Genomic DNA, 21,340 nt, shown 5'->3' on the forward strand with positions numbered 1-21,340 from the left:
TACAGGTGCAACAGGCGTAACCGGAACAACCGGGACGTCCGGAGTAACGGGAGCAACGGGAGCGACCGGAGTCACAGGGGTTACAGGTGCGACAGGCGTAACCGGAACAACCGGGACGGCTGGTGTAACGGGAGCAACGGGAGCGACCGGAGTCACTGGGGTTACAGGTGCGACAGGCGTAACCGGAACAACCGGGACGTCCGGAGTAACGGGAGCAACGGGAGCGACCGGAGTCACAGGGGTTACAGGTGCCACAGGCGTAACCGGAACAACCGGGACGTCCGGAGTAACGGGAGCAACGGGAGCGACCGGAGTCACAGGGGTTACAGGTGCCACAGGCGTAACCGGAACAACCGGGACGGCTGGTGTAACGGGAGCAACGGGAGCGACCGGAGTCACAGGGGTTACAGGTGCAACAGGCGTAACCGGAACAACCGGGACGGCTGGTGTAACGGGAGCAACGGGAGCGACCGGAGTCACTGGGGCTACAGGTGCGACAGGTGCGACGGGAACAACCGGGACGGCTGGTGTAACGGGAGCAACGGGAACGACCGGAGCCACTGGCGCAACAGGAGCTACTGGATCGACAGCAGCTTCTGCCCCTGCGGATTCTTCCTTGTTTGCTAACAGTCAGACAGCGGCATTGGCTCTTCCATTGACCGGTGAAACGACCATTCAGACACTTAATGTACCCGTGGTGGCAGGTCAACGCGTGAAAATCGATAATAGTACACAAGTAGCGGTAGTTGTAGGGTCTAACTGGAGTATCGCATATAACGTTAACCTGAGACGTAACGGAGTTCTAATTAATCAATTGCAGCTCTCACGAACCGGTAATGCTTCGGGAACGTTGAGGTTTCTTTCTTCCAACACCTACGTGGATACTGCTCCTGCAACAACTACTAACGTATATACAGTAAGTATTGAATTTACGACAACTAGTAACGTCACGAGTGCCTCAGCGGAAGTGAGAAATATTAATGCTATTCGCTTCAGTTAAAATAGACATCGGACTTATGGTAATTACACGTTACTTTTGTTGACATATATGATATTGTGCATTACTCTATGGGTATACTTGATCAAAAATTTAGAAATGTACCAATTCGAATCGAATTAAAATAAATACAGCGGATGATAACGAGCGGGAGAGACCTGGATTAGCCGAGCACAATGGCTAGTGTTCAGGCACCGAAGGAGCAAGCTGCTGTGCACCCGGCGCAGTGGTTAATCTCTCAGGTAAATGTACCATCGTTGGACGCAACTCTGGAGAGTGCGCGAACTGCGCCACCCAAGGGGTATATGATCAGTCAGCCCGGTGAACTTGTCTGTAATCGCAGGCAGTTCACCCTTGTCGTGAGACACTGCTGATCGTGAAACTCTCAGGTATCGAGGACAGAGAGAGGGCCTAAGGCCTTCTTCTGTCCTTTTTTGATGTCATCATATCTAAATAAGGGACATTGTGGTGAAACTCCTGGATCGAAATGACGAATACATTTTACAAATATGAATCATGATTAATAATGGAGGGTTACAAGTGCGATTTAAAGATGTTTTCTCAATTATTGGTCCATCGATGACGGGGCCTTCAAGTTCACATACAGCTGGTGCGGCAAGGTTAGGAAGAATTGCTCGTCAGTGGCTGGGATGTACGCCAGATCGTGCCCGGCTGACGCTGTACGGTTCATTTGCAGATACGTATCAGGGGCACGGAACAGATTTGGCACTGATCGGTGGTCTGCTGGATTATGTCACAGACGATCCGCGTATCCCGGATGCAGAGCAATACGCAGAGGAAGCGGGCATGGAGGTTGAGTTTTATACAAGTGGCCTACCTGCTCCTCATCCAAATACGGTCAAAATTGAGTTGTGGCATGGAGAACGTGCCTGCTCCTTAATCGGTGCATCCATTGGTGGTGGAAGCGTATCCGTGCATTCGATGAATGATTTTCGTGTTCAGATTAGTGGTGAGTTTCCAACACTTGTTCTGCGACATGCGGACAAAGCAGGGGTGCTTGCATCGGTAACGTCCACGATCAGTTCATCCGGGGTTAACATCGGGTATATGCAGGTGGACCGGAAAGCCCGTGATGGCGAAGCGCTTACCGCGATGGAAATGGATGGTGTGCCTAATCCTGATATGCTCAAGCGTCTAAGGGAGCTGGACCATGTATTGGACATTCGTGTCATTGATTTGAAGAGAGGAGTTGATTCGGATGCGGTTTAAACATTTGCACGAACTGAATACGATCTGTACAGCAGAATCCAAAACCATTGCTCAGCTGATGATCGAGGAGCAGGTTCAGGAGACCAATACACCGGAAGCGGATGTTGTGAAGCAGATGTCTGAATATTATCAGGTGATGAAGGAAGCGGTACGCAAAGGGTTAACGGAAGATACGACATCACGCAGTGGATTAACAGGTGGAGACGGCAAAAAAATGGCTGAGTACATTCGCAAGGGTGAGACTTGCTCGGGAGATGCTTCCGCACTTGCCATGGCGTATGCCCTGTGTGTATCTGAAGTGAATGCCTCCATGGGCCGGATCGTGGCAACACCAACAGCCGGTTCCTGCGGCATTATCCCGGGTGTGTTTATTAGCTCACAGGAGCGGTTTGGCTGGACGGACGAACATTTGGTGAACGGGTTGTTCTGTGCGGGGGCGATTGGTTATGTTATTGCCAACAATTCATTTATCTCCGGTGCCGAAGGTGGCTGTCAGGCGGAAGTGGGTTCCGCTATTGGCATGGCTGCGGGTGCCATGGTTGAACTGCGTGGAGGTACACCGGAACAGGTTGTTCATGCCGTTGGTTTGGCGTTAAAAAATACACTGGGCCTTATCTGCGATCCGGTCGCAGGCCTTGTTGAAATCCCGTGCATCGTCCGTAATGGACTGGGTGCAGTTACGGCGCTGGCTGCGGCTGACATGGCCCTGGCCGGAGTGCGTAGTGCCATTCCGTCAGACGAAGTCATCGATGTCATGCTGGAAGTAGGCAGTGCGATGCCGAGCCGCCATCGGGAGACAGCCCAAGGCGGGTTGGCCCAGACGCCAACAGGCCGCAAAATGATGCAAAAGCTGGCTAAACCAAAGGCAAAGCGTGCCGAGCCTGAGCAGGAGTCGAAACCAGCGGATTCTGACACAACTACAAGTGGGGCGGACAATGCTCAAGTGGACAAGGGTACTCAGGTTTAAGCTGAACCGGGACCACCGATATATAAATCAGTGACATTATGATGTATAACGGCGAATACAAAAATACAAAAACAAGCGTCCGCGAACCCGAATCCGGGTTATGCAGGACGCTTGTTTTATGCTACCAGATGAAGCGAAGTTAGGATACTTATATTTGACTTCAGATGAATGTGTATTATGACTCTAGTTCTGGCTCACAGCCGTACTCAGTACGGCATATCCATACGCGGGCAATTCAATGGCGAGTACGCCATCTTCCTTGGCAGTACGATGGTTTCCGCCGAATAACTCGGTCCATTCCTCGTCACCAGCCTCCAGCTCGACAATAGCCGTCTCTTCTGATCGATTGAACAGAACCAGAATGCGTTCCTCCTCATTTTGCCGTTCAAATACCAGTTGGCTGCCATCATGACGAGCCTGCAGGAAACGAACGGTGCCTTCTGCACGCAGGGCAGGATGAGCATGACGCAGGGAGATCAGCTTCTGATAAAAGTCGAACAGCTCTCGGTCCTGCTTTGCTTCATCCCATTCCATGCATTTACGGCAACCCGGATCATGTTCGCCATCCATGCCAATCTCGTCTCCGTAATAGATGCACGGAGCACCCATGTAACTGAACTGGAATAACGCAGCCAGCTTCATCTTGCGCTGGTCGCCTTCACACAGCGTGAGCAGCCGCGTGGTATCGTGGCTGTCCAGCAAGTTAAACGCCACTTCGCTGGCCTGAAGCGGATAACGGGATAACTGTCGCCCGATGGAGTTTGCGAACTGTTCGGCGTGCATCGTATTTTTCACAAAGAATGCATTCACGGCATCGGTAAACGGATAGTTCATGGACGCATCGAACTGGTCGCCTTGCAGCCAGGAGGAAGACTCGTTCCATACTTCGCCCAGAATATAGGCATCCGGATTAGCCGCTTTGACTACACGGCGGAAATCACGCCAGAATGCATCGTCCACTTCGTCTGCCACATCCAGCCGCCATCCGTCCGCACCTACTTCCTTGATCCAATACTCGGCAACCTCCAGCAGATAGGCCTTAACCTCAGCATTCTCCGTATTCAGCTTTGGCATATGCGCTTCGAATCCGAAGGTCTCATACGTAGGAATGCCGTCCTTCACGTCCAGCGGGTATTCATGTACATGGAACCAGTCCTTATATTTGGATTGTTCTCCGTTCTTCTGTACATCTACAAACGGCGCAAATGTCTTCCCGGAATGGTTGAACACAGCATCCAGAAGTACGCGAATTCCGCGTGCATGGCACAGCTCGACCAGTCGTTTCACGGTATCTGCGTCACCAAAGTGCCGGTCTACCCGCAGGTAGTCTTCGGTATCGTATTTGTGATTGGTGGTGGCTTCAAAGATGGGGGTGAAGTAGATCGCATTAATGCCAAGATCGCTGATGTAATCCAGATGGTCGATTACGCCCTGAAGGTCACCGCCGAAGAAATTGAAAGGTGTCGGCTCACCACCCCACGGCTCTACCTTTTCCGGACTAATATCCGGGTTGCCGTTGGCGAATCGTTCAGGGAAAATCTGATAGAACACTGCATCCTTAACCCATGCAGGGGGTGTGAATACAGCTCCAGCATGAATATAAGGGAACTGGAACATACGACCCGGATCGTCCGGTTCTTTTTCCTGGAAGTCCGTCTCGGTCATCCAGATCTGTTCGTCTCCGTTTTTGAGCAGAAAAGAGTATTTCAGTCGGTGGTAGGGAGGTTTCACCTCACCCTCGAAGTAATCGAACATGGAGTCAGAGGTGAACTTTGTTAAGGGAACCAGCGCTTTGGTTGCATCCCACGCATATTTATCCCCGGTCAGGGCATGTACCTCGGTCAGATCATTCTTTTTGGCACGCAGGCGCAGATGGATTGTATCTTGGTCATAGGCATAGGCCCAGTTTCGTTTCGGTTGATGATAAATAGCTTCCAGCAACATAATGATTTCCTCCCGTCAGGTGTAGAACTAGTATGTACTTGGTAGACTTGATGGATATGACGTTACCCAAGGTAATGGATAAGCTATAATTAGCATGTGTGGTAACGTAAAGGCTTCAACATTGTTTCAACAAGACATGAATCCATATGTTATAGACAGCTTTTATCATGAAGATGTTCAGATATATCATTAACCCAATGGGGGCAGAAAGGAAACGAATATTCGGATGAAAACCAAACTGTTATATATTGAAGACGATACGGAAATTGCGACTTGGGTCAGAGCCGATCTGGAGGAGCGCGGTTATGAGGTGGTATGGCTCGGCAGTGGTGAAGGTGCAGCGGAGGCTGCTGTCGGTTGTTCACTCATTATTCTTGATGTCATGCTGCCTGGGCTGGATGGATTTACGGTGGGCCAGCGACTGAAAAAAGAACATCCCGCCGTGCCCATTGTCATGCTCTCGGCCAGAACGTCCATTGACGATAAGTTGCACGGTCTTGATTTTGCCGATGACTATGTGACCAAACCATTTCACCCCGATGAACTGGCTGCCCGGATTGAAGTACAACTGCGTAAGGCAGGAACAGCGGTCTCATCGGATACAGCCCTGAAGCTGGATCATCTCTCCATCTATGAGAAGGACAACCGGATCGTCAATGAGGAGACGGGAGATGAGATTATTTTATCGGGAAAACAGTTCCACATCTTCGCCTACCTGCTACGACATATGGGCATGATTCGAACCAAAGAGCAGATCTATGAAGCCGTCTGGAACGAGCCCTATCTGGATGGGGACAAAACTTTAATGGTACATATTCGACATCTACGCGAAAAGCTGGAGCTTGATCCGGCCAATCCTGTAGTTATTCAGACGGTCCGTGGTGTGGGATATCGTGTGAAGAAGCCATGATTCGGTTGTTCAGAGAACGGAAGATCATGAAGGGAGAACGAAGCATGGAGCAAAAGCAATCCGGGCGGCGCAAGCTTCGCTTTGGGCGGTCCTTGATGTCCAGATACATCCTCCTGATCTTGGCGGCTGTATTATTTGTGCCCGTTGTACTTCCGATCATATCCGTTATATATATTGTTGTAGTGAATAACACGGACACGAATATGAACCACGCCGCGCCTTACGGTGATGTTACTAAGATCAGTAACCTCTGGTCACATGAAGCGAAGAACCTGGATGGTGCTTCGGATGAAGAGATTAAGGCCCGGTTGGAGCAATTACATGGCTCGTATCCCAAAGCTTCCATGTATCGTGTGAAAGCGAGCGGTGAGACCCTCTTTATTCTCGGTAGTGAAGATGTAACGCTTCTGAAATCCACGTCGCCGGATGGCAGGACAGACACGACATTGAGATGGTCACTGGATTCCGGGCAAACGGCAGAGACCCGAATTCCAGCCTTATGGAATGTAAACAATACGGTGCAATTCATGAAAGAAGCTTCTTTTCGCGATCCACTGACCGTAGTTGCATATATTGGCGGAGCTGAGCAGGACAAAGGACAGGGATTCATGATCATTGAAGTGCCACGGTCACTTCTGCAAATGAATCAGAGTAACTGGCCGATGGAACTCTTGTATCTTGGTATCGTAATGACCCTCATCTTTCTGATCTTTATCATTATGTCGATTCTCTTCTTCGCACGCATTCGCAAACGACTTATTCGGTTGCAGACGGCCATGATGACCACAGGCAAGGAAGGTCTCCCGCTTCCGGTAGATATCCGCCGGACAGACGAGATTGGTCAACTAGAGGAATCCTTCAATCAGATGGTGCATCAACTGTCCGACAGCCGCCACCGTGAACGCGAAGAAGAACAATTGCGCAAACGTCTCATTGCAGGGCTTTCCCATGATCTGCGCACCCCGCTAACGGTGATTCGTGGACATATGCATGCTTTGCACAAGGAAGAGCTGAGCGAGCAAGGTGACCGTTCATTACATCGCATGGAAGCAAAGATGGAGGACCTCGGCGGGCTCATTGACAACATGTTATCCTACAATTTGCTCACAAGTGGGAAATATACACTGAAGCTGGAAGAGAAAGATATACTTCGGATCGTCAGGGAAACGGCGGCCGCCTGGTACCCGGTCTGGGAGAAAGAGCAATTCGATATTGATATTGACCTGCCAGAGGAACCGTTGATTTGGCATATGGATGAACAGGGCATGCGCCGTATTCTTGATAATTTGTTCCAAAACGTGATCCGTCATGCCGCCAACGGGAAATATATTGGTATATCTACTCAGGAGATTCAGGGTGAGACGGCCATCGTTATTCAGGATCGGGGTCCGGGAATGCAACAGAATTCCGACACAAAAGGCACAGGTCTAGGCTTATCCATTGTAGACCTGTTGATTCGTGAGATGGGTCTGCGCAAGCGGGTAGAAAGTTCCGATACGGGTGTCCAGACATATATCTACAGTGGTAAGGGAAACAGGGAAACAACAAACCGCTGAATTAGCTTTTTTAAACTAAACTTAAACTAGAGACTACTTTGGCTTTAACCTTGGAAGGTTACGATAGTTCTGAGGTGATCATACAGTGAGTGAAAATATTATTCAAACGGCTAATCTATGGAAAACATACCGGGACCGTGCAGCGGTCCGTGAACTTGATCTGCATATTAAAAAGGGAGATATCTACGGCTTCCTCGGTCCCAACGGCGCCGGCAAAACAACAACGATTCGCATGCTTCTCGGCTTGATTAAACCAACCAAAGGTGTGATCCGTGTCTTCGACAAGGATATCCGCAAGGATCGCATGGATATTTTGCGCCGTGTGGGTTCCTTGGTCGAATACCCGTCCTATTACGGCCATCTGAACGCAGTAGAGAATCTGGAAACTTTGCGCCGCATCATCAATGTACCAAAATCCAGAATTGCTGAAGTGCTGTCCATTGTAGATCTGACCAAGGATGCCAAACGTTCAGTGAAGGGGTATTCCCTTGGGATGAAGCAACGTCTGGGTATTGCCAGCGCTTTGCTGGGTGAACCAGAGCTGCTGATTCTGGACGAACCAACGAATGGGCTTGATCCTGCCGGTATTCAGGAGATTCGGGAACTGATCAAACGCATGCCGCTGGAACATGGCATTACCGTTCTGGTTTCCAGCCACTTGCTGAGTGAAGTCGAACAGATGGCAAGTCGTGTTGGTATTATCCGTGAAGGCAAGATGGTGCTTCAGGATACCATCGCAAGTCTGCATAGTCAGACGGGTAGCTCTATCCGATTAACGGTTTCCGAGCCGGAAGAGGCTATGAAGCTGGCGAGAGAACAGGGCCAATTTGGTCAGCAACAAGGTTCTGCATTAACTTTTCCTTATATGGATAACAGTTCAGTGGCACTGCTTGTGCGCCGATTAATTGAGCAGGATCATGATGTGTATCGTGTAGAGGAACAGCGTCAGTCGCTGGAAGATCTGTTCATGCGGGTCATTGGCGAGGGGGCTTCCATATGACCGGGCGTGCATTATCGTCAGACTGGCTCAAGATTCGGGGGAAAGGGATCTGGTTTCTTGTCTTTCTGGCCCCTCTTGGATTGACAGCGATGCAGGCGCTTAATTTTGGCTTACGGCTGGACTATCTGAAAGAGCAGTATGCAGATAACCTGTGGGGCGGATTATTGGGCAATGTGGTTGTCTTTGTGCCCTTGTCTCTGATGCTGGGAGCAACCATTCTCAGCTCCATGATCGCTAATGTTGAGCATGAACAGGGATCGTGGAAACAGTTGCTCGCGATGCCCATTCCCAGACCAGCCGTGTATTTAGCCAAGTTCCTGCTTGCTTGTGTGCTGCTGGTGATCTCCTGCCTGCTCTTAACCGCAGGCATTGTAGGTCTGGGTCTGATCCTCGGATTCCATGCCAGCGAAATACCTTGGACACATGCGATCAAGCTGGGTCTATTGCCTTTGGCTGGTGCACTTCCGGTGTTGTCACTGGAGTTGTGGCTCACGATGGTTAACAAAAATCAGGCGCTTCCCGTCACCCTGGGCATCGTTCTCGCGATAACGGGTATGTTCTCACTCAGTATCTCACCAATCTTTCCGCTCGCATGGGCACAGATGGCCTGGAATGGGCCTAATCCATACCTGTATGCAGGCATGGGGGCAGGTCTAGGGTTATTAATCCTGTTGCTGGGTATGATGCATTTTAGCCGGAAGGATGTGGCCTGATATGAGCTTTGCGACAACGTACTTCCGAATCTTGTCCGCTGAACGATTGAAAATGAGCAAATCGCCCATATGGCTCCTGATTCTGCTGAGTCCACTCATTGCGCTGCTCATCGGACTGTTGTCCACGCCATCGGGAAATTGGCAGGTATTGATGACCACGATGGTTTTCCTGCACGGATTGTTATTGTTACCGATGCTTACTGGTGTGTTTACGTCCTTTGTCTGCCGTTTCGAACATGCAGGTGGAGGGTGGAAGCAGATGCTGGTTTTACCGCTCACACGTTCAGGTGTATATGCAGGTAAACTGACGATTGTACTCATGCTTCTGGCGGGCACGCAAGTATTGTTGCTGATGTCCATTCTGCTGGCAGGCATGTTTCACGGCATTACGATGCCAGTACCTTGGGGATTCTTGGTAGGTAAACTGCTGCTTGGCTTGCTGGCCTGTATACCCCTGGCTGCCCTGCAGATGTTCGTTTCATTGGTGTGGAGCAGCTTTGCCGCACCGCTCGCACTGAATTTTGCATTGACCATACCGAATATTCTCATTGTAAACTCGGCGACATATGGGCCGTATTATCCATGGGCACAACCGATGATTCTGATGACACCAGTGGACGGCGCAGGTTTCGGAGCCTACAATGTTCCACTGATCACAATGCTGGCGGTTGTTGGAGGCAGTGCTGTTATTTTCATTGGAATCGGCATGATGTATTTTGCAAAAAAAGAAATCTGAAAAATCCGTTACACCCTTGGTTATCGTAGATCAAAATCCTCTTTAAGCAAAACATGCAAGCTCTATTGTATGTAGGCTTCAGGAGGATTTTTTCTAATGTCTGACCCACCCATCATGAATGGTTAACTCCCGAATGATTTTGGCTGGTGCCCCGGCTACAAGTGTATTTTCGGGTACATCTTTGGTTACCGTGCTTCCTGCTGCCACAACTGCATTTCTGCCAATGGTCACTCCGGGCAAAATAAGCGCGCCTGTACCAATCCAGGCATTATCATGAATCACAATCCGCTTGGCAGTCTGGCTCCCGTCATCCAGCGAGTCAATCCGGTGGTAGGCACTGTCGAATATGCTTGTTCGAGGACCAATCATGACATTATTGCCGATGGTCACTTCAACGTTAGCGGCAATCCCCACACCTGCATTAATCATGACGTCATCGCCAATCGTTAATCGCGCGCCTTTGACCACCGTTAACTGGGTTCCCCAAGGTTTTCCTATGATGTTAAGTCGTTTTCCTACCTGCAAATCACCCAATTTATTCAGATAAACCTTACCCCTGATTCGTGGCAGCAGGCCCATAGAGGGCTGAATTTTACCAAAGATGGCCAAACCTCTTAGTTTACCGTAAACAATTTTAACTCTGTTGGGCAGCATGATTCATCCGTCCTCTCCGTAATCAAAAAAACTTTTTTTAAAGATTATAGCCTTTTCGATACAAAATGTATCGTTAATTTTATATCGAGGCATCATAAGAGCGGCTTATCTCTCTTTCTTTGAGAAAATTTGTTTCAGGTGGGGGTCGGGTTCATCCTCTCAACTCCCTAACGAACCTGAGGAGTACTATTCAAGGATTTGAAGTGATCTCAGCAATCTAAGGAACCTGAGACATGTTATATCCAATGAAACAACCGTTTGCAGCGTATATAACAGGAGATTATGGAGATTAACGTGTCTGATGTTCCTTAAAATTTACAAAGGGCACATGGACGCCAAATAAGATGTCCTGGGTTCTTTAGAAAATCGTTTAGCCATCCGCCAGAATCGGCTGACTTGGACTTGAACTTCAAGCTTGTTAGAGGCTTAATTTGATCCTTGTATAAAATGTCTGCCTTTGCAGGCACCTCCTAAGTAAATCAAAATTCCAAGTATTACCTCACACATCATGTGAATTGAACCATAGATTACAAGCAAAATGAGACGAGAATCTGGTAAAATAAAAAAAGCTGTTTCTAGGCAGGCTTACATGGTTATTCGAGGGTAGGCCCATTTTTGTAAGGGATGATTAATCCCTCCTGTTAGATGAAGATATTGGCTGAGAAAAGAGGGGTAAGCCTTGGATATTAATAAAACGGAAACCCTGAAGCGCATTATTTCTGAGGGAAGTTCTTACCAATCACTGTTTTTTAACCATCCGGATGCCATTTATGTAATGGACATCCATGGAAACTATATTGATGCTAATCCCTCGGTAGAGCGGATATCTGGGTATACACTGGATGACTTGATTCGTATGAATCAGAGTGAGATCTGTCCTCCGGACAGTGAAAATTCACGCAAACAATACATTAAAGAGGTACTGGCTGGACGTTCAGTCAGTAATCCCATTACTTTTTATCATAAAGATGGTTCCCTGAAACAGGCAGAGATAACGTATGTGCCTATAACGGAGGGAAAAGAAGTTGTAGGAATCTATGGCATTGCCAAAGATGTTACCGATATCCTGGAAGTGCAACGTGAGCTTAAGGAGGCACAGGAGAAATATCAGGTGCTGGCTGACCATGCACAAGATCTGATTACAACTTGTGCTACGGATGGCGAGTTGTTATACGTTTCCCCTTCCGTGTACACCTTGCTGGGTTATAAGCCGGAGGAAGTCATAGGTAAGTCCTTCAAGGATTATTGTTATTCGGGAGATTATCCGGACCCTATGGATCTTTCCAAGATCGGCAATGGCTGCAAGATGCGTGTGTTGCACAAGAAGGGACATTATATCTGGATGGAGACATTGGCGAAACCTGTTGCTGGAGAGCGTGGCAAGAGTGTCCAGATTGTAAGCATCAGCAGGGATATCACCCAGCATAAGGATGCGGAAAGACGTCTTCGGGAAAGCCGTCAGCGATACAGATCGTTGTTCGAACATAACCCGGCAGCTGTGTATTCATTGAATCTGGAAGGTAAATACAGCGCAGTGAACAGCAAACTGGTGCAAATGTTGGATATTCCGCGCAATAAGCTTATTGGCCAATCTTTTTTATCCAATCTGGATAAATGCGAAGTGCAACATGGCAAACATTATTTTGACATGGTGAAGCAAGGCGAACCGCAATATTATGAGACCCGAGTCGTCAATTCAAGTGGTCGGAAGATTGAAGTATCTGTTACGAATGTGCCCATTATTGTGGATAAGGAAATGGTGGGCGTCTATGGGATCGTGTCCGATATTACCGAGCGCAAGGAATACACGGAACGGATTCAGGAGCTCAGCAAGCAACATGAGCTGATTCTCAACACGGTTACGGAAGGAATATTTGGTTTGGATGCGGATGGAATCACCATGTTTATGAATCCAGCAGCAGCTTCGATGTTCGGTTATGAGGCGAAAGAATTCATTGGCAAAAACTCACATCCCATCATCCATCACACCCGTGCAGACGGAAGTCATTTGCCACAAGAAGAATGCCCGATCCACATGACCGTGTTGGATGGACAGATACGTTCAATCAAGGAAGATGTGTTCTGGCGTAAAGATGGCAGCAGCTTTCTGGTGCAGTATCAGGTGACGCCGATTATTGAACAGGGACAGATTCAGGGCGCGGTGGTTGTATTTAATGATGTGACTGGCGAACGTGAAATTGTACGTGCCAAAGAGACAGCTGAGCTGGCAGCTCAGGCCAAGTCGGAATTTCTGTCGATGGTTAGCCATGAGATCCGGACACCGATGAACGGGATCGTGGGGATGACAGAATTGTTGATCGGTACCGATTTATCGGAAGAACAGCGTGAATATGCCGAGATTATTCGAGACAGCGGCGATGCTCTGCTGAACATCCTTAATGATATTTTGGACTTCAGTAAGCTGGAATCCGGGAAAATGGCACTGGCTTATGAACCATTTGCATTACGCAAGATGCTGGAACAGGTTGCCGAACTGTTTAAACCGCGTGCAGATGAGAAACATCTGGAGATCAGATATCGTCTCAATCCAAGCATTCCTGAGTTCATGGTTGGTGACGCCATACGTATCCGGCAGATTCTGGTGAACTTGGTTGGAAATGCGCTCAAGTTCACAGATCAGGGAAGTATTGAGGTTGCCGTGGATATTATCAAGGGCAGAAAGCCTGAAGACAGTGTTCTTGATTTTGCGGTGCAAGATACGGGAATTGGCATCCCCGCTGACAAGCTGGATCAGTTGTTTCAGTCCTTCTCTCAACTACACCCGGTGATTAACCGGAAGTATGGTGGTACCGGACTGGGACTGGTCATCTCCAAGCGACTCGTGGAGATCATGGGGGGCAGTATCAGTGTCGAGAGCATAGAAGGGGAAGGCTCGACCTTCCGGTTTGCTGTTCCTGCGGCGAGTGTAGATGCTTCAGCAGAACAGACAGCAAGTCAGTTCCATCATGATCGCACACGTCAAAGTGATAAGGTGGCCATGCGTATTCTGGTGGCGGAGGATCATCCGGTGAACCGGAAGATTTTGCGAGAATATCTGGAGAAGCTCGGATACCACGCAGATGTATGTACTAATGGTGTGGAGGCAATTGATGCCATCTCTCAGAATGCTTATGATATTGTCCTGATGGATATTCATATGCCTGTGATGGATGGACTGAAGGCGACAGACCTTTTACACCGCCTAATTCCACAGGATCGCATACCTCCAATCATCGCAGTTACAGGCAATGCCAAACGTGAAGATAAGGAAGCTTGTCTGGAGATTGGTATGCGTGACTTTATTAGCAAACCGGTTATGCTGAGTGAGTTGAAGCGGGTGTTACAGCAGTGGGGGCCAAGGGACGAACCTCAGCTTGCACCAAATTGAACAACTACTCAAATCAATTATGAAATTGATTCATCTGGCTGTGAAAAATAATAAACGCAAACATGCCAATAACACTCCATGCGAGGAGTCTTATTGGCATGTTGCGTTGGCAGGCTTTTGAAGTTGAGCTGAAGCATACAAAGTGGAGTTGTATACGAATGGCTTATACCAATGTCAGACGATTGATGTTACCTGATAGGATTTCACAGGAATTGTTGAATTTCTCACGTTCCGTTGCATCCAGATTCAATTCGATAATCTCCTGAATGCCATTGCCACCGATGATTGCAGGAACACCGACGCAGACGTTGTGTTGCTCGTACTCTCCGTCCAGAATAGCCGATACGGCGATGATCTTGTGTTCGTCATTGAGGATGGAACGAGTGATATGCGCGAGGGCGTTGCCGATCCCGAATTGGGTAGAGCCTTTACGGGTAAAGATCTCCCAGCCGGCATCCTTTGTTTTGCGTGCGATATCCTCCAGATCCAGATGTTTGAAGCGCTCCTTGTGCTGATCCATAATGTGCATAATCGGTTTGCCACCAATGGTCACATGGGACCAGGCCACGAACTGGGATTCTCCATGCTCCCCGAGAGCATAACCATGCACACTTCGTGGATCGATGGAGAAGACTTCAGACAGCAGTGTTTTGAGTCGTGAAGAGTCAATGGACGTGCCTGTACCGATGACGTGTTCGCGCGGGAGGCCGGATAATTTCCATACCATATAAGTTACTATGTCAACCGGATTGGCAGCGACGACAAAAATCCCGTTAAATCCACTGTTCATGATCGGGACCACGATGTCTTTGGCAATCGATTCCGCTTCCTCCAGAATATCCAGCCGTGTCTGTCCTGGCTTGGGATTTGCCCCGGCAGTTAAGATAATAACATCCATATTGCCACAATCGGCGTACGTGCCTGCATATACCTTGGTGCGGTTATGTGTGAAGTCCATACAATGGGAAAAATCCAGTGCCTGTGCTACAGCACGGTCATACGTCCGGTCCACCATCATAATTTCCCTGCATATCGATTGATTAATCATGGAATACGCACAACTCGAACCGACAAGACCCGCCCCGATCACCGCTACTTTGCCTGATTTGCCTAACACTGCCGTTCAGCCCCCATTTAGATTGATATTTATCCGTTACTCATGCGTCCTATGTTAAGTATAGTCCTTTATTTTATGCTGGAATCCACTTCTACGTTACATAAGATAACACATGAAAAAGCTGTGCAGCAATGATATCCGCTATCGCGGGAGCGTATTGGAGTAACGGAGTTAACAAAATTGACATGAATAATCCATAATCATAAGATTTGACGGCGTTTGCACCTGTGTCATTCGACATGACAGCATTCATGCTCGTTGTCGGATTGGGGGTTATTTGTGCGGATCATATACCTGACAAAACTTCTTAGGAATCCGCAGAAACAGAACAAAACCGCCAAAGGGATCTGCCGAGAAGCTGACGAATACATACGGACAAGCAAAAGATAAGCATACTTGATCCATGAGACAGGTTGCCCCGATCCGATGACGGTTCCATAAAGGAACGCTGAAGCCATAATGTTTTTATTCAAGAATCAATTTCATAACTCACTAAAGGTATTATGAAATTGATTCCCAAAAGACTTCATTCCGGGAGGGAATTAATGATGATTGAAGAAGCAGGAGCAACGACGGAAACGGCCAAGAGCCTGGGCATAGGTGCCAGTACTCTTCGTAAATATGCGGCGGCACTGGAAGAACAGGGATACCGGTTCGAACGGTCAGCCAACAAATCCAGACTATTCAAGTCCGACGACATCGAGTGCATTGAACGGCTGATGACTGAACTCAGAGAGCATAATCTACCCTTGGCTGATGCTGTGGTGACTGTATTGGCTCCAGAAGCACCTGTAGCTGTAGTAGAGGTGGATGTACCGGTGGTGGGAATTGAAGGTCTGTCAGAGGCGGAATGTGCAGCGACAGTCATGTCATCTGTACTCCCTGAAGAACCTGAAATAATGGGTAATCTGAGATCCTATGAAGGTCTGGGGCAACTGGTAAGTGAGGTGACTTATGGTGCTGTAGAACAACAGCAGGATGATCGGGTACAGCTGCTGCAACAGCGGGTCGATGAACTGGAGCTGACCCTTCAGCATCTGGCGGAGACACATATGGCGCTTCAGGAACAGATGGAGAAACAGCGTCTATGGATGAACGAGAAGCTGGAAGAGGAGCGGGATCGTGAACTCGTAACCAATCTGCGCAGTTTCCAGGGAAGAAAACGCAAACCCAAAGGAGTATCCCTGCGTATGTTGTTCGGGTTCCTGCCCAAGAAGCATAAGGAAGCTTGAGCAACAGGCATTTACCCATCGTGATTTTGCATTATGGGCCTGATATAATAAGCTCCATACAACATGAAGACTGGCAACGAACTGCTCAGTATAGATAAAGACTGAGTGGATTAGGAAGCTGGCGTGGGAGGATCTGTGGAGCTGCGACGAAGTTGGCAAAGATTGCTCGGACTATGGACGGATCGTCCTCGGCGGAAAGGCACGACCATTGCTGAGCGTTATACAATACAGGAATTGCTGGGTATGGGGAGCTATGGGCTGACATACCTGTGTACAGATGACCAGAACGGCAGGGAAGTGGCATTGAAGGAGTCCAAACCTAGCAAGGGCAGACTCTCTGCGCACCTGTTGGAGCGGGAGGCGGACGTGATGAGACGTCTGCATCATCCAGCGATCCCTGATCTATTGGATGTGTTCACATCCGGGAGACGAAGTTATATCGTTACCGAGTATATTCGTGGACAGACGCTGGAAGATTGCATATTTGAGCAAGGTCTTCGATATACGGAGCGGGAATGTGTGGAATTGGCAGGTCAACTGCTGGCTCCAGTGGCTCATGTGCATGAGCAGGGATATATTCATGGAGATGTGCGAATTCCCAATGTTATTTTACGTGAAGGGACGGTGCATCTGATTGACTTTGGCCTGGCGAGACGCTTGGGGGAGCCGTTGTTGCCGGAGCTAAAGCGACGTATGCGTGAAGTCCCTGAGCCTGAAGATGAACCGGCTACACCGGATCATGATTTGCAGGATATCGGCCACTTTCTTCTCTTTATGCTGTATTCGGCTTATGAGCCAGAGAAGGGCCGTGAACCCGCCAGCTGGCAGGAGGAACTTAAGCTTACGCCGGAATTGCACCAGATGCTGGAGCGACTCCTTGGACTCCGTCCAGGTTATGAAGGCGGAGCGATGGAGTTACAGGCAGAAATTGAGAATGTGTTGCTGAAATTACAATGAATAAGCTCTATAGGCGGACCTATATTTGTTATCTGTGACCTCTTCGTATTATATCTGCAGGGGTCTTTTTCCTTTTTGCTGAAAATGCAAAACGTATCAAAACAGTGGGTTAAATGATATAATGGATAACAATTACACGTTGAAGGAGGCGATTCATCTTATGCTTAAAAAACTGGAAGGCGATCATGCCGAATTATTCAAAACATGGTTTCATAGCAAAAAAGACACCATTGTGGATATTGAAGGTAAGCATTATTTAATCAAGCCGCTGGAAAACGTGGTTCAGGAAGAAATAGAAAGTGATCTGGAGCTCAAAGCTTTAATTATGCAAGCCAAAAAAGATATTTCTTCGGGTAGGGTCTACTCTACAGATGATATAATTGACGCAATTGAAAAAGGGAATTTATAGATGTTGATCCAGTGGACACCTTCAGCAAGACAGGCTCTCGCTCAAATCAGAAGTGTTCGTTTTACTCAGGAAGAGACAAAGCTCTATAAGATTGAACTAGTTCGAAGAATTGAGATGAAAGTGGCTGTCATGGCGGAATCCATGCCAGCTCAGGAACCATCCTGGCAAGGGACGTACCGGATATTAGTTGATAAATTTAAAGTGTATTATTCGTTCTCCCTGGATAAGCGAATTTGCTATATTGAAGCATTAAGACATCAAAATCAGCAAAATTGATACATACTTATATAGAAACAATAAAGGGGTGTTCTGTTAGCCGTGTGTATGGCTAGCGAACACCCCTTTATTACATATTCATTTATTGTAGGGTCCAATAAGCTGGTGTGATCATTACTCTTTAAAAGCAGTCGTGAAAGCCGCTTAGCTGGAGCTATATTTTCTGCTTTTGTAATACCCGGAGCCACTACGGCTATCCCGGTATTTCACATCTGAAGAAGAATAGCGCTTGTAGGAACGCTTGCCTGAGGAGCTGCTGTGACGTTTATATGAGCGCCTGTCTGAGGAGCTATGACGTTTGCGGTGAGATGAAGATTTGGAATCGATAAGTTTGCCGATAATCTTTTTGAACATGAGCTTTCACCCTTTCGACTTCAATTGTTTTAAGCATATACGTGGCTAGATCAGAAGGGGTTTCGATTTTTTCATGGATAATTGTATTCAATGGACAGGAGCTTGGCGTATAATAGGATGTTGCTGATTGCGCGGAATTTTTTATTTTGAGTGTTTAGCGTTACAATAGAGGACAGGATAAGATTTTAACGGACAGGAGTAGTTGTTATGATTACAATAAAGACCAAAGAACAGATTGAATATATGAAAAAAGCCGGAGAAATTCTCGCCGCATGCCATAGAGAAATTGCAAAGATGATTCGTCCAGGCATTACGACACAGGAGATCGACCAGTTTGCAGAAGCTTTTATGAAGAAAAATGGCGCTACGCCGGAACAAAAGGGATATAACGGATACCAATATGCGACATGTGCGTCGGTTAATGATGTGATCTGTCACGGGTTTCCGGGAAAATATGCATTGAAAGACGGCGATATCGTTACAATCGACATGGTGGTTAATCTGAATGGCTGGCTGGCGGATTCGGCTTGGTCATATGCTGTAGGTGAAGTGACTCCGGAAGCACAACATCTGCTGGATGTAACCAAAAACTCTCTGTACAAAGGCATTGAACTTGCCGTGGTGGGCAACCGGATCGGAGATATCTCCAATGCGATTCAAGTGTATGCAGAAGGTGAAGGCCTATCGGTTGTGCGTGAGTTTATCGGACACGGCATTGGTGAGAAGATGCATGAGGAACCACAAGTCCCTCACTACGGTCCGCCTCATCGGGGTCCGCGTCTCAAGGAAGGCATGGTTATTACGATCGAACCGATGCTGAATATTGGTACGTTCCGAAGTAAGCTGGATTCAGATGGATGGACTGCTCGTACTTTGGATGGAAGTCTGTCTGCCCAGTATGAACATACGATTGCGATTACGGCGGATGGTCCAGTGATTTTGACAGCACAATAATAGCCAAAAGCAGCTACAATGTGACGATATTTGCATATTTCAAGGCGGCCCACGTTTGTGAACCGCCTGTTTCGGTTTAAACTATTAAGAAGTGATAACACAGAGCCAGTGGTAAGTGATCTCAGCTGACAAGGGTTAACCTTGCGTCCACTTGGCAACAAGGAGGTAATTTTGGTGTCTTTAAATAAACAGATCGTACTTGCTTCTCGTCCCGAAGGTGCCCCATCCAGAGAGAATTTCAACTTCATTGATGCACCTCTTCCTGAACCGGAAGCTGGGCAAGTCCTGGTACGTACATTATATTTGTCGGTTGATCCATACATGCGGGGCCGCATGAAAGATACAAAATCCTATGCTGCACCGTACGCGTTAAATGAAGTGATTAAGGGTGGAGCCATTGGACAGGTTGTGGAATCTTCGGAACCGAATCTGCGCAAAGGTGACCTCGTATCCGGTATGTGGGGCTGGCAGCAATATGCCGCAGTGAATACGGCTGATCTTTCGCTAATTGATACCGAAGAAGCACCAATCACGGCTTACCTGGGTGCGCTGGGCCTGACGGGTCTGACGGCTTATTTTGGTATGGAGGACATCGGCAAACCGAAGGACGGCGAAACGGTTGTTGTATCGGGAGCAGCCGGAGCGGTAGGCATGATTGCAGGTCAGATTGGTAAAATTGTGGGAGCACGCGTGGTTGGTATTGCAGGCTCTGATGAGAAATGCGCTTATTTGAAAGAAAAGCTGGGCTTCGACGTGGTGTTGAATTACAAAAAGGAGCAGGATATGTCAGCGGCCATTGAACGGGCTTGCCCGGACGGTGTAGATGTCTACTTTGACAATGTGGGCGGGGACATCTCGGATGCAGTCTTGCGCCACATCAATCGGAATGCACGTATTCCGTTATGCGGTCAGATCTCGTCCTATAATCTGGAGAAACCGGATATCGGGATGCGACCACAGACGTTGCTGTTAACAAATACAGCATTAATGAAAGGTTTCCTGCTGGGTGACTATACGAAATCCTTCAAGGAAGGCCGCGCCAAGTTGGCGAAATGGATCAAGGAAGGTCATATCCAGTATGAAGAAAACATTGTGGACGGGTTCGAACAGACGCCGGAAGCATTCATGGGTCTTTTCTCGGGAGATAATCTGGGCAAGCAACTGGTTAAGGTTGCAGATCCTGAATAGATAATGAATGGTTTACATGTACAATTAGGTTGAAAATGAAAAGACACGTTCTGCACACCGAGGGTGCAGCAGAACGTGTCTTTTTTATCTGTAAATCTATGCGTGGTCTATGTAGGTGACTAGTGTTCGGCGACCAGCACTTCTTTGTAGTGTTTGTACATATATACACGCCAGCGTACAATCATGCCAAAAGCCAGCAGGAAGAACAATCCGCCTGTTTGCGGAATACTTACATATCGCTGAATGACTTCATGCAGGATCAGGCGTACGGCCAGCAATCCAAGCAAGATAAAAGCAAAGCTGCGAGAACGTGTGGCAAAAATTTCTTCACCTACTCGTTCAAACCGTGTACTGCGAATGAGGGGATAGGAGAAGAGGAACCAGCCCACCAGAAACGCAATGAATGCCCAGAGTAGAGGAACATGAGTCTCCGGTACAACAAACATGAGAAATCCTGTGCTCATGCCGAGCGGAGGAATAAGGATTTTACGAATGGTCACCGGTCTGTGACTGGCTTTCATGCGGATGAAGATGGCAAGCAGTGCCATGACAAGCATGCCCACGGTTGCTCCGATTTGCAGGTAGTACGGACTGATTTGAGCCACGTAGAACTCCCTCTTTCTGGAATAATATGTTATCCGGAGATCCGGAACCCAATACGAATTGCCGGAATTTTCAGTTCCTATTATATCACAAACGCAGAAAGCCGATAGAAAGCTTAGTGTATCATATACCCGATATGTATTCACAGGGTGTAT

The 21,340-nt window shown here is 48.0% G+C and carries 18 protein-coding genes, 1 pseudogene and 2 riboswitches; of the genes and pseudogenes, 15 read left to right on the forward strand and 4 right to left on the reverse strand.

What is annotated here, in order from left to right; all coding sequences use genetic code 11:
- The 3 genes and pseudogenes from PAEAM_RS19150 to sdaAA form a co-directional block, all read left to right on the forward strand.
- Positions 1 to 1,000 (forward strand): annotated as a pseudogene (locus PAEAM_RS19150) (collagen-like triple helix repeat-containing protein); the annotation flags it as partial.
- A 135-nt stretch (positions 1,001 to 1,135) separates the two neighbouring features.
- Positions 1,136 to 1,260: riboswitch (glycine riboswitch) on the forward strand.
- Positions 1,261 to 1,264: 4 nt separating this feature from the next.
- Positions 1,265 to 1,401, forward strand: a riboswitch (glycine riboswitch).
- 136 nt (positions 1,402 to 1,537) lie between these two features.
- Positions 1,538 to 2,227, forward strand: a complete 690-nt coding sequence (gene sdaAB / locus PAEAM_RS19155) for an L-serine ammonia-lyase, iron-sulfur-dependent subunit beta (protein ID WP_074093257.1) — start codon at positions 1,538 to 1,540, stop codon at positions 2,225 to 2,227.
- Positions 2,217 to 3,194 (forward strand): L-serine ammonia-lyase, iron-sulfur-dependent, subunit alpha, encoded by a 978-nt coding sequence (sdaAA, locus tag PAEAM_RS19160; RefSeq protein WP_100528607.1) that lies wholly within the window; start codon positions 2,217 to 2,219, stop codon positions 3,192 to 3,194. Before sdaAB ends, sdaAA begins: the two co-directional genes overlap by 11 nt.
- 183 nt (positions 3,195 to 3,377) lie before the next feature.
- Here the strand turns inward: sdaAA and PAEAM_RS19165 are convergent, their stop codons facing one another.
- Entirely contained in the window at positions 3,378 to 5,138 is a 1,761-nt protein-coding gene (locus PAEAM_RS19165; protein ID WP_100528608.1) for an alpha-glycosidase, read from the reverse strand.
- 226 nt (positions 5,139 to 5,364) lie between these two features.
- On the opposite strand from PAEAM_RS19165, the gene PAEAM_RS19170 reads away from it, so the two are divergent.
- The 5 genes from PAEAM_RS19170 to PAEAM_RS19190 all read left to right on the forward strand — a co-directional run bounded on the left by PAEAM_RS19170 (position 5,365) and on the right by PAEAM_RS19190 (position 10,053).
- Complete coding sequence (locus tag PAEAM_RS19170; protein WP_017690959.1) at positions 5,365 to 6,048, forward strand: response regulator transcription factor; 684 nt, start codon at positions 5,365 to 5,367, stop codon at positions 6,046 to 6,048.
- A 26-nt stretch (positions 6,049 to 6,074) separates the two neighbouring features.
- Positions 6,075 to 7,604, forward strand: coding sequence for a HAMP domain-containing sensor histidine kinase (locus PAEAM_RS19175; RefSeq protein ID WP_243391407.1), 1,530 nt, complete (start codon positions 6,075 to 6,077; stop codon positions 7,602 to 7,604).
- Between the two features lie 85 nt (positions 7,605 to 7,689).
- Positions 7,690 to 8,604 carry an ABC transporter ATP-binding protein gene (locus PAEAM_RS19180; protein ID WP_036672188.1) on the forward strand — a complete coding sequence of 305 codons (915 nt, stop codon included), beginning with the start codon at positions 7,690 to 7,692 and terminating at the stop codon, positions 8,602 to 8,604.
- On the forward strand, positions 8,601 to 9,317 hold the full coding sequence (locus PAEAM_RS19185) for an ABC transporter permease (RefSeq protein WP_036672187.1): 717 nt from the start codon (positions 8,601 to 8,603) through the stop codon (positions 9,315 to 9,317). The genes PAEAM_RS19180 and PAEAM_RS19185 overlap by 4 nt, the downstream gene beginning before the upstream one ends.
- 1 nt (position 9,318) lies before the next feature.
- On the forward strand, positions 9,319 to 10,053 hold the full coding sequence (locus tag PAEAM_RS19190) for an ABC transporter permease (protein ID WP_036672186.1): 735 nt from the start codon (positions 9,319 to 9,321) through the stop codon (positions 10,051 to 10,053).
- Between the two features lie 93 nt (positions 10,054 to 10,146).
- Here the strand turns inward: PAEAM_RS19190 and PAEAM_RS19195 are convergent, their stop codons facing one another.
- The gene (locus PAEAM_RS19195) at positions 10,147 to 10,707 is read right to left on the reverse strand and encodes an acyltransferase (protein WP_100528610.1); all 561 of its coding nucleotides are present in this window, start codon (positions 10,705 to 10,707) and stop codon (positions 10,147 to 10,149) included.
- A gap of 679 nt (positions 10,708 to 11,386) precedes the next feature.
- On the opposite strand from PAEAM_RS19195, the gene PAEAM_RS19200 reads away from it, so the two are divergent.
- On the forward strand, positions 11,387 to 14,095 hold the full coding sequence (locus tag PAEAM_RS19200) for a PAS domain-containing hybrid sensor histidine kinase/response regulator (protein ID WP_100528611.1): 2,709 nt from the start codon (positions 11,387 to 11,389) through the stop codon (positions 14,093 to 14,095).
- A gap of 163 nt (positions 14,096 to 14,258) precedes the next feature.
- On the opposite strand, the gene PAEAM_RS19205 is transcribed toward PAEAM_RS19200, so the two are convergent.
- On the reverse strand, positions 14,259 to 15,212 hold the full coding sequence (locus PAEAM_RS19205) for an L-lactate dehydrogenase (protein ID WP_036607494.1): 954 nt from the start codon (positions 15,210 to 15,212) through the stop codon (positions 14,259 to 14,261).
- 545 nt (positions 15,213 to 15,757) lie between these two features.
- Between PAEAM_RS19205 and PAEAM_RS19210 the strand changes: the two genes are divergently transcribed.
- The 6 genes from PAEAM_RS19210 to PAEAM_RS19240 all read left to right on the forward strand — a co-directional run bounded on the left by PAEAM_RS19210 (position 15,758) and on the right by PAEAM_RS19240 (position 20,582).
- Complete coding sequence (locus PAEAM_RS19210; protein ID WP_053061335.1) at positions 15,758 to 16,444, forward strand: hypothetical protein; 687 nt, start codon at positions 15,758 to 15,760, stop codon at positions 16,442 to 16,444.
- Between the two features lie 135 nt (positions 16,445 to 16,579).
- Positions 16,580 to 17,401 carry a serine/threonine protein kinase gene (locus PAEAM_RS19215; RefSeq protein WP_133120462.1) on the forward strand — a complete coding sequence of 274 codons (822 nt, stop codon included), beginning with the start codon at positions 16,580 to 16,582 and terminating at the stop codon, positions 17,399 to 17,401.
- A gap of 160 nt (positions 17,402 to 17,561) precedes the next feature.
- Positions 17,562 to 17,810, forward strand: a complete 249-nt coding sequence (locus PAEAM_RS19220; protein WP_036672183.1) for a hypothetical protein — start codon at positions 17,562 to 17,564, stop codon at positions 17,808 to 17,810.
- Positions 17,811 to 18,086: a hypothetical protein gene (locus tag PAEAM_RS19225; RefSeq protein WP_100528613.1), complete on the forward strand. Its 276-nt coding sequence runs from the start codon at positions 17,811 to 17,813 to the stop codon at positions 18,084 to 18,086. It abuts the gene before it with no gap.
- 561 nt (positions 18,087 to 18,647) lie between these two features.
- Positions 18,648 to 19,394, forward strand: coding sequence for a type I methionyl aminopeptidase (gene map / locus PAEAM_RS19235; RefSeq protein WP_036607489.1), 747 nt, complete (start codon positions 18,648 to 18,650; stop codon positions 19,392 to 19,394).
- A 174-nt stretch (positions 19,395 to 19,568) separates the two neighbouring features.
- A complete protein-coding gene (locus PAEAM_RS19240; protein ID WP_076215938.1) occupies positions 19,569 to 20,582 on the forward strand; it encodes an NADP-dependent oxidoreductase in 1,014 nt (337 codons plus the stop codon).
- Positions 20,583 to 20,701: 119 nt separating this feature from the next.
- Here the strand turns inward: PAEAM_RS19240 and PAEAM_RS19245 are convergent, their stop codons facing one another.
- A complete protein-coding gene (locus tag PAEAM_RS19245) occupies positions 20,702 to 21,187 on the reverse strand; it encodes a CcdC family protein (RefSeq protein WP_176873064.1) in 486 nt (161 codons plus the stop codon).
- Between the last annotated feature and the right edge of the window lie 153 nt (positions 21,188 to 21,340).

It is taken from the genome of Paenibacillus sp. GM1FR, assembly GCF_002803315.1.
Classification (GTDB): Bacteria; Bacillota; Bacilli; order Paenibacillales; family Paenibacillaceae; genus Paenibacillus; species Paenibacillus amylolyticus.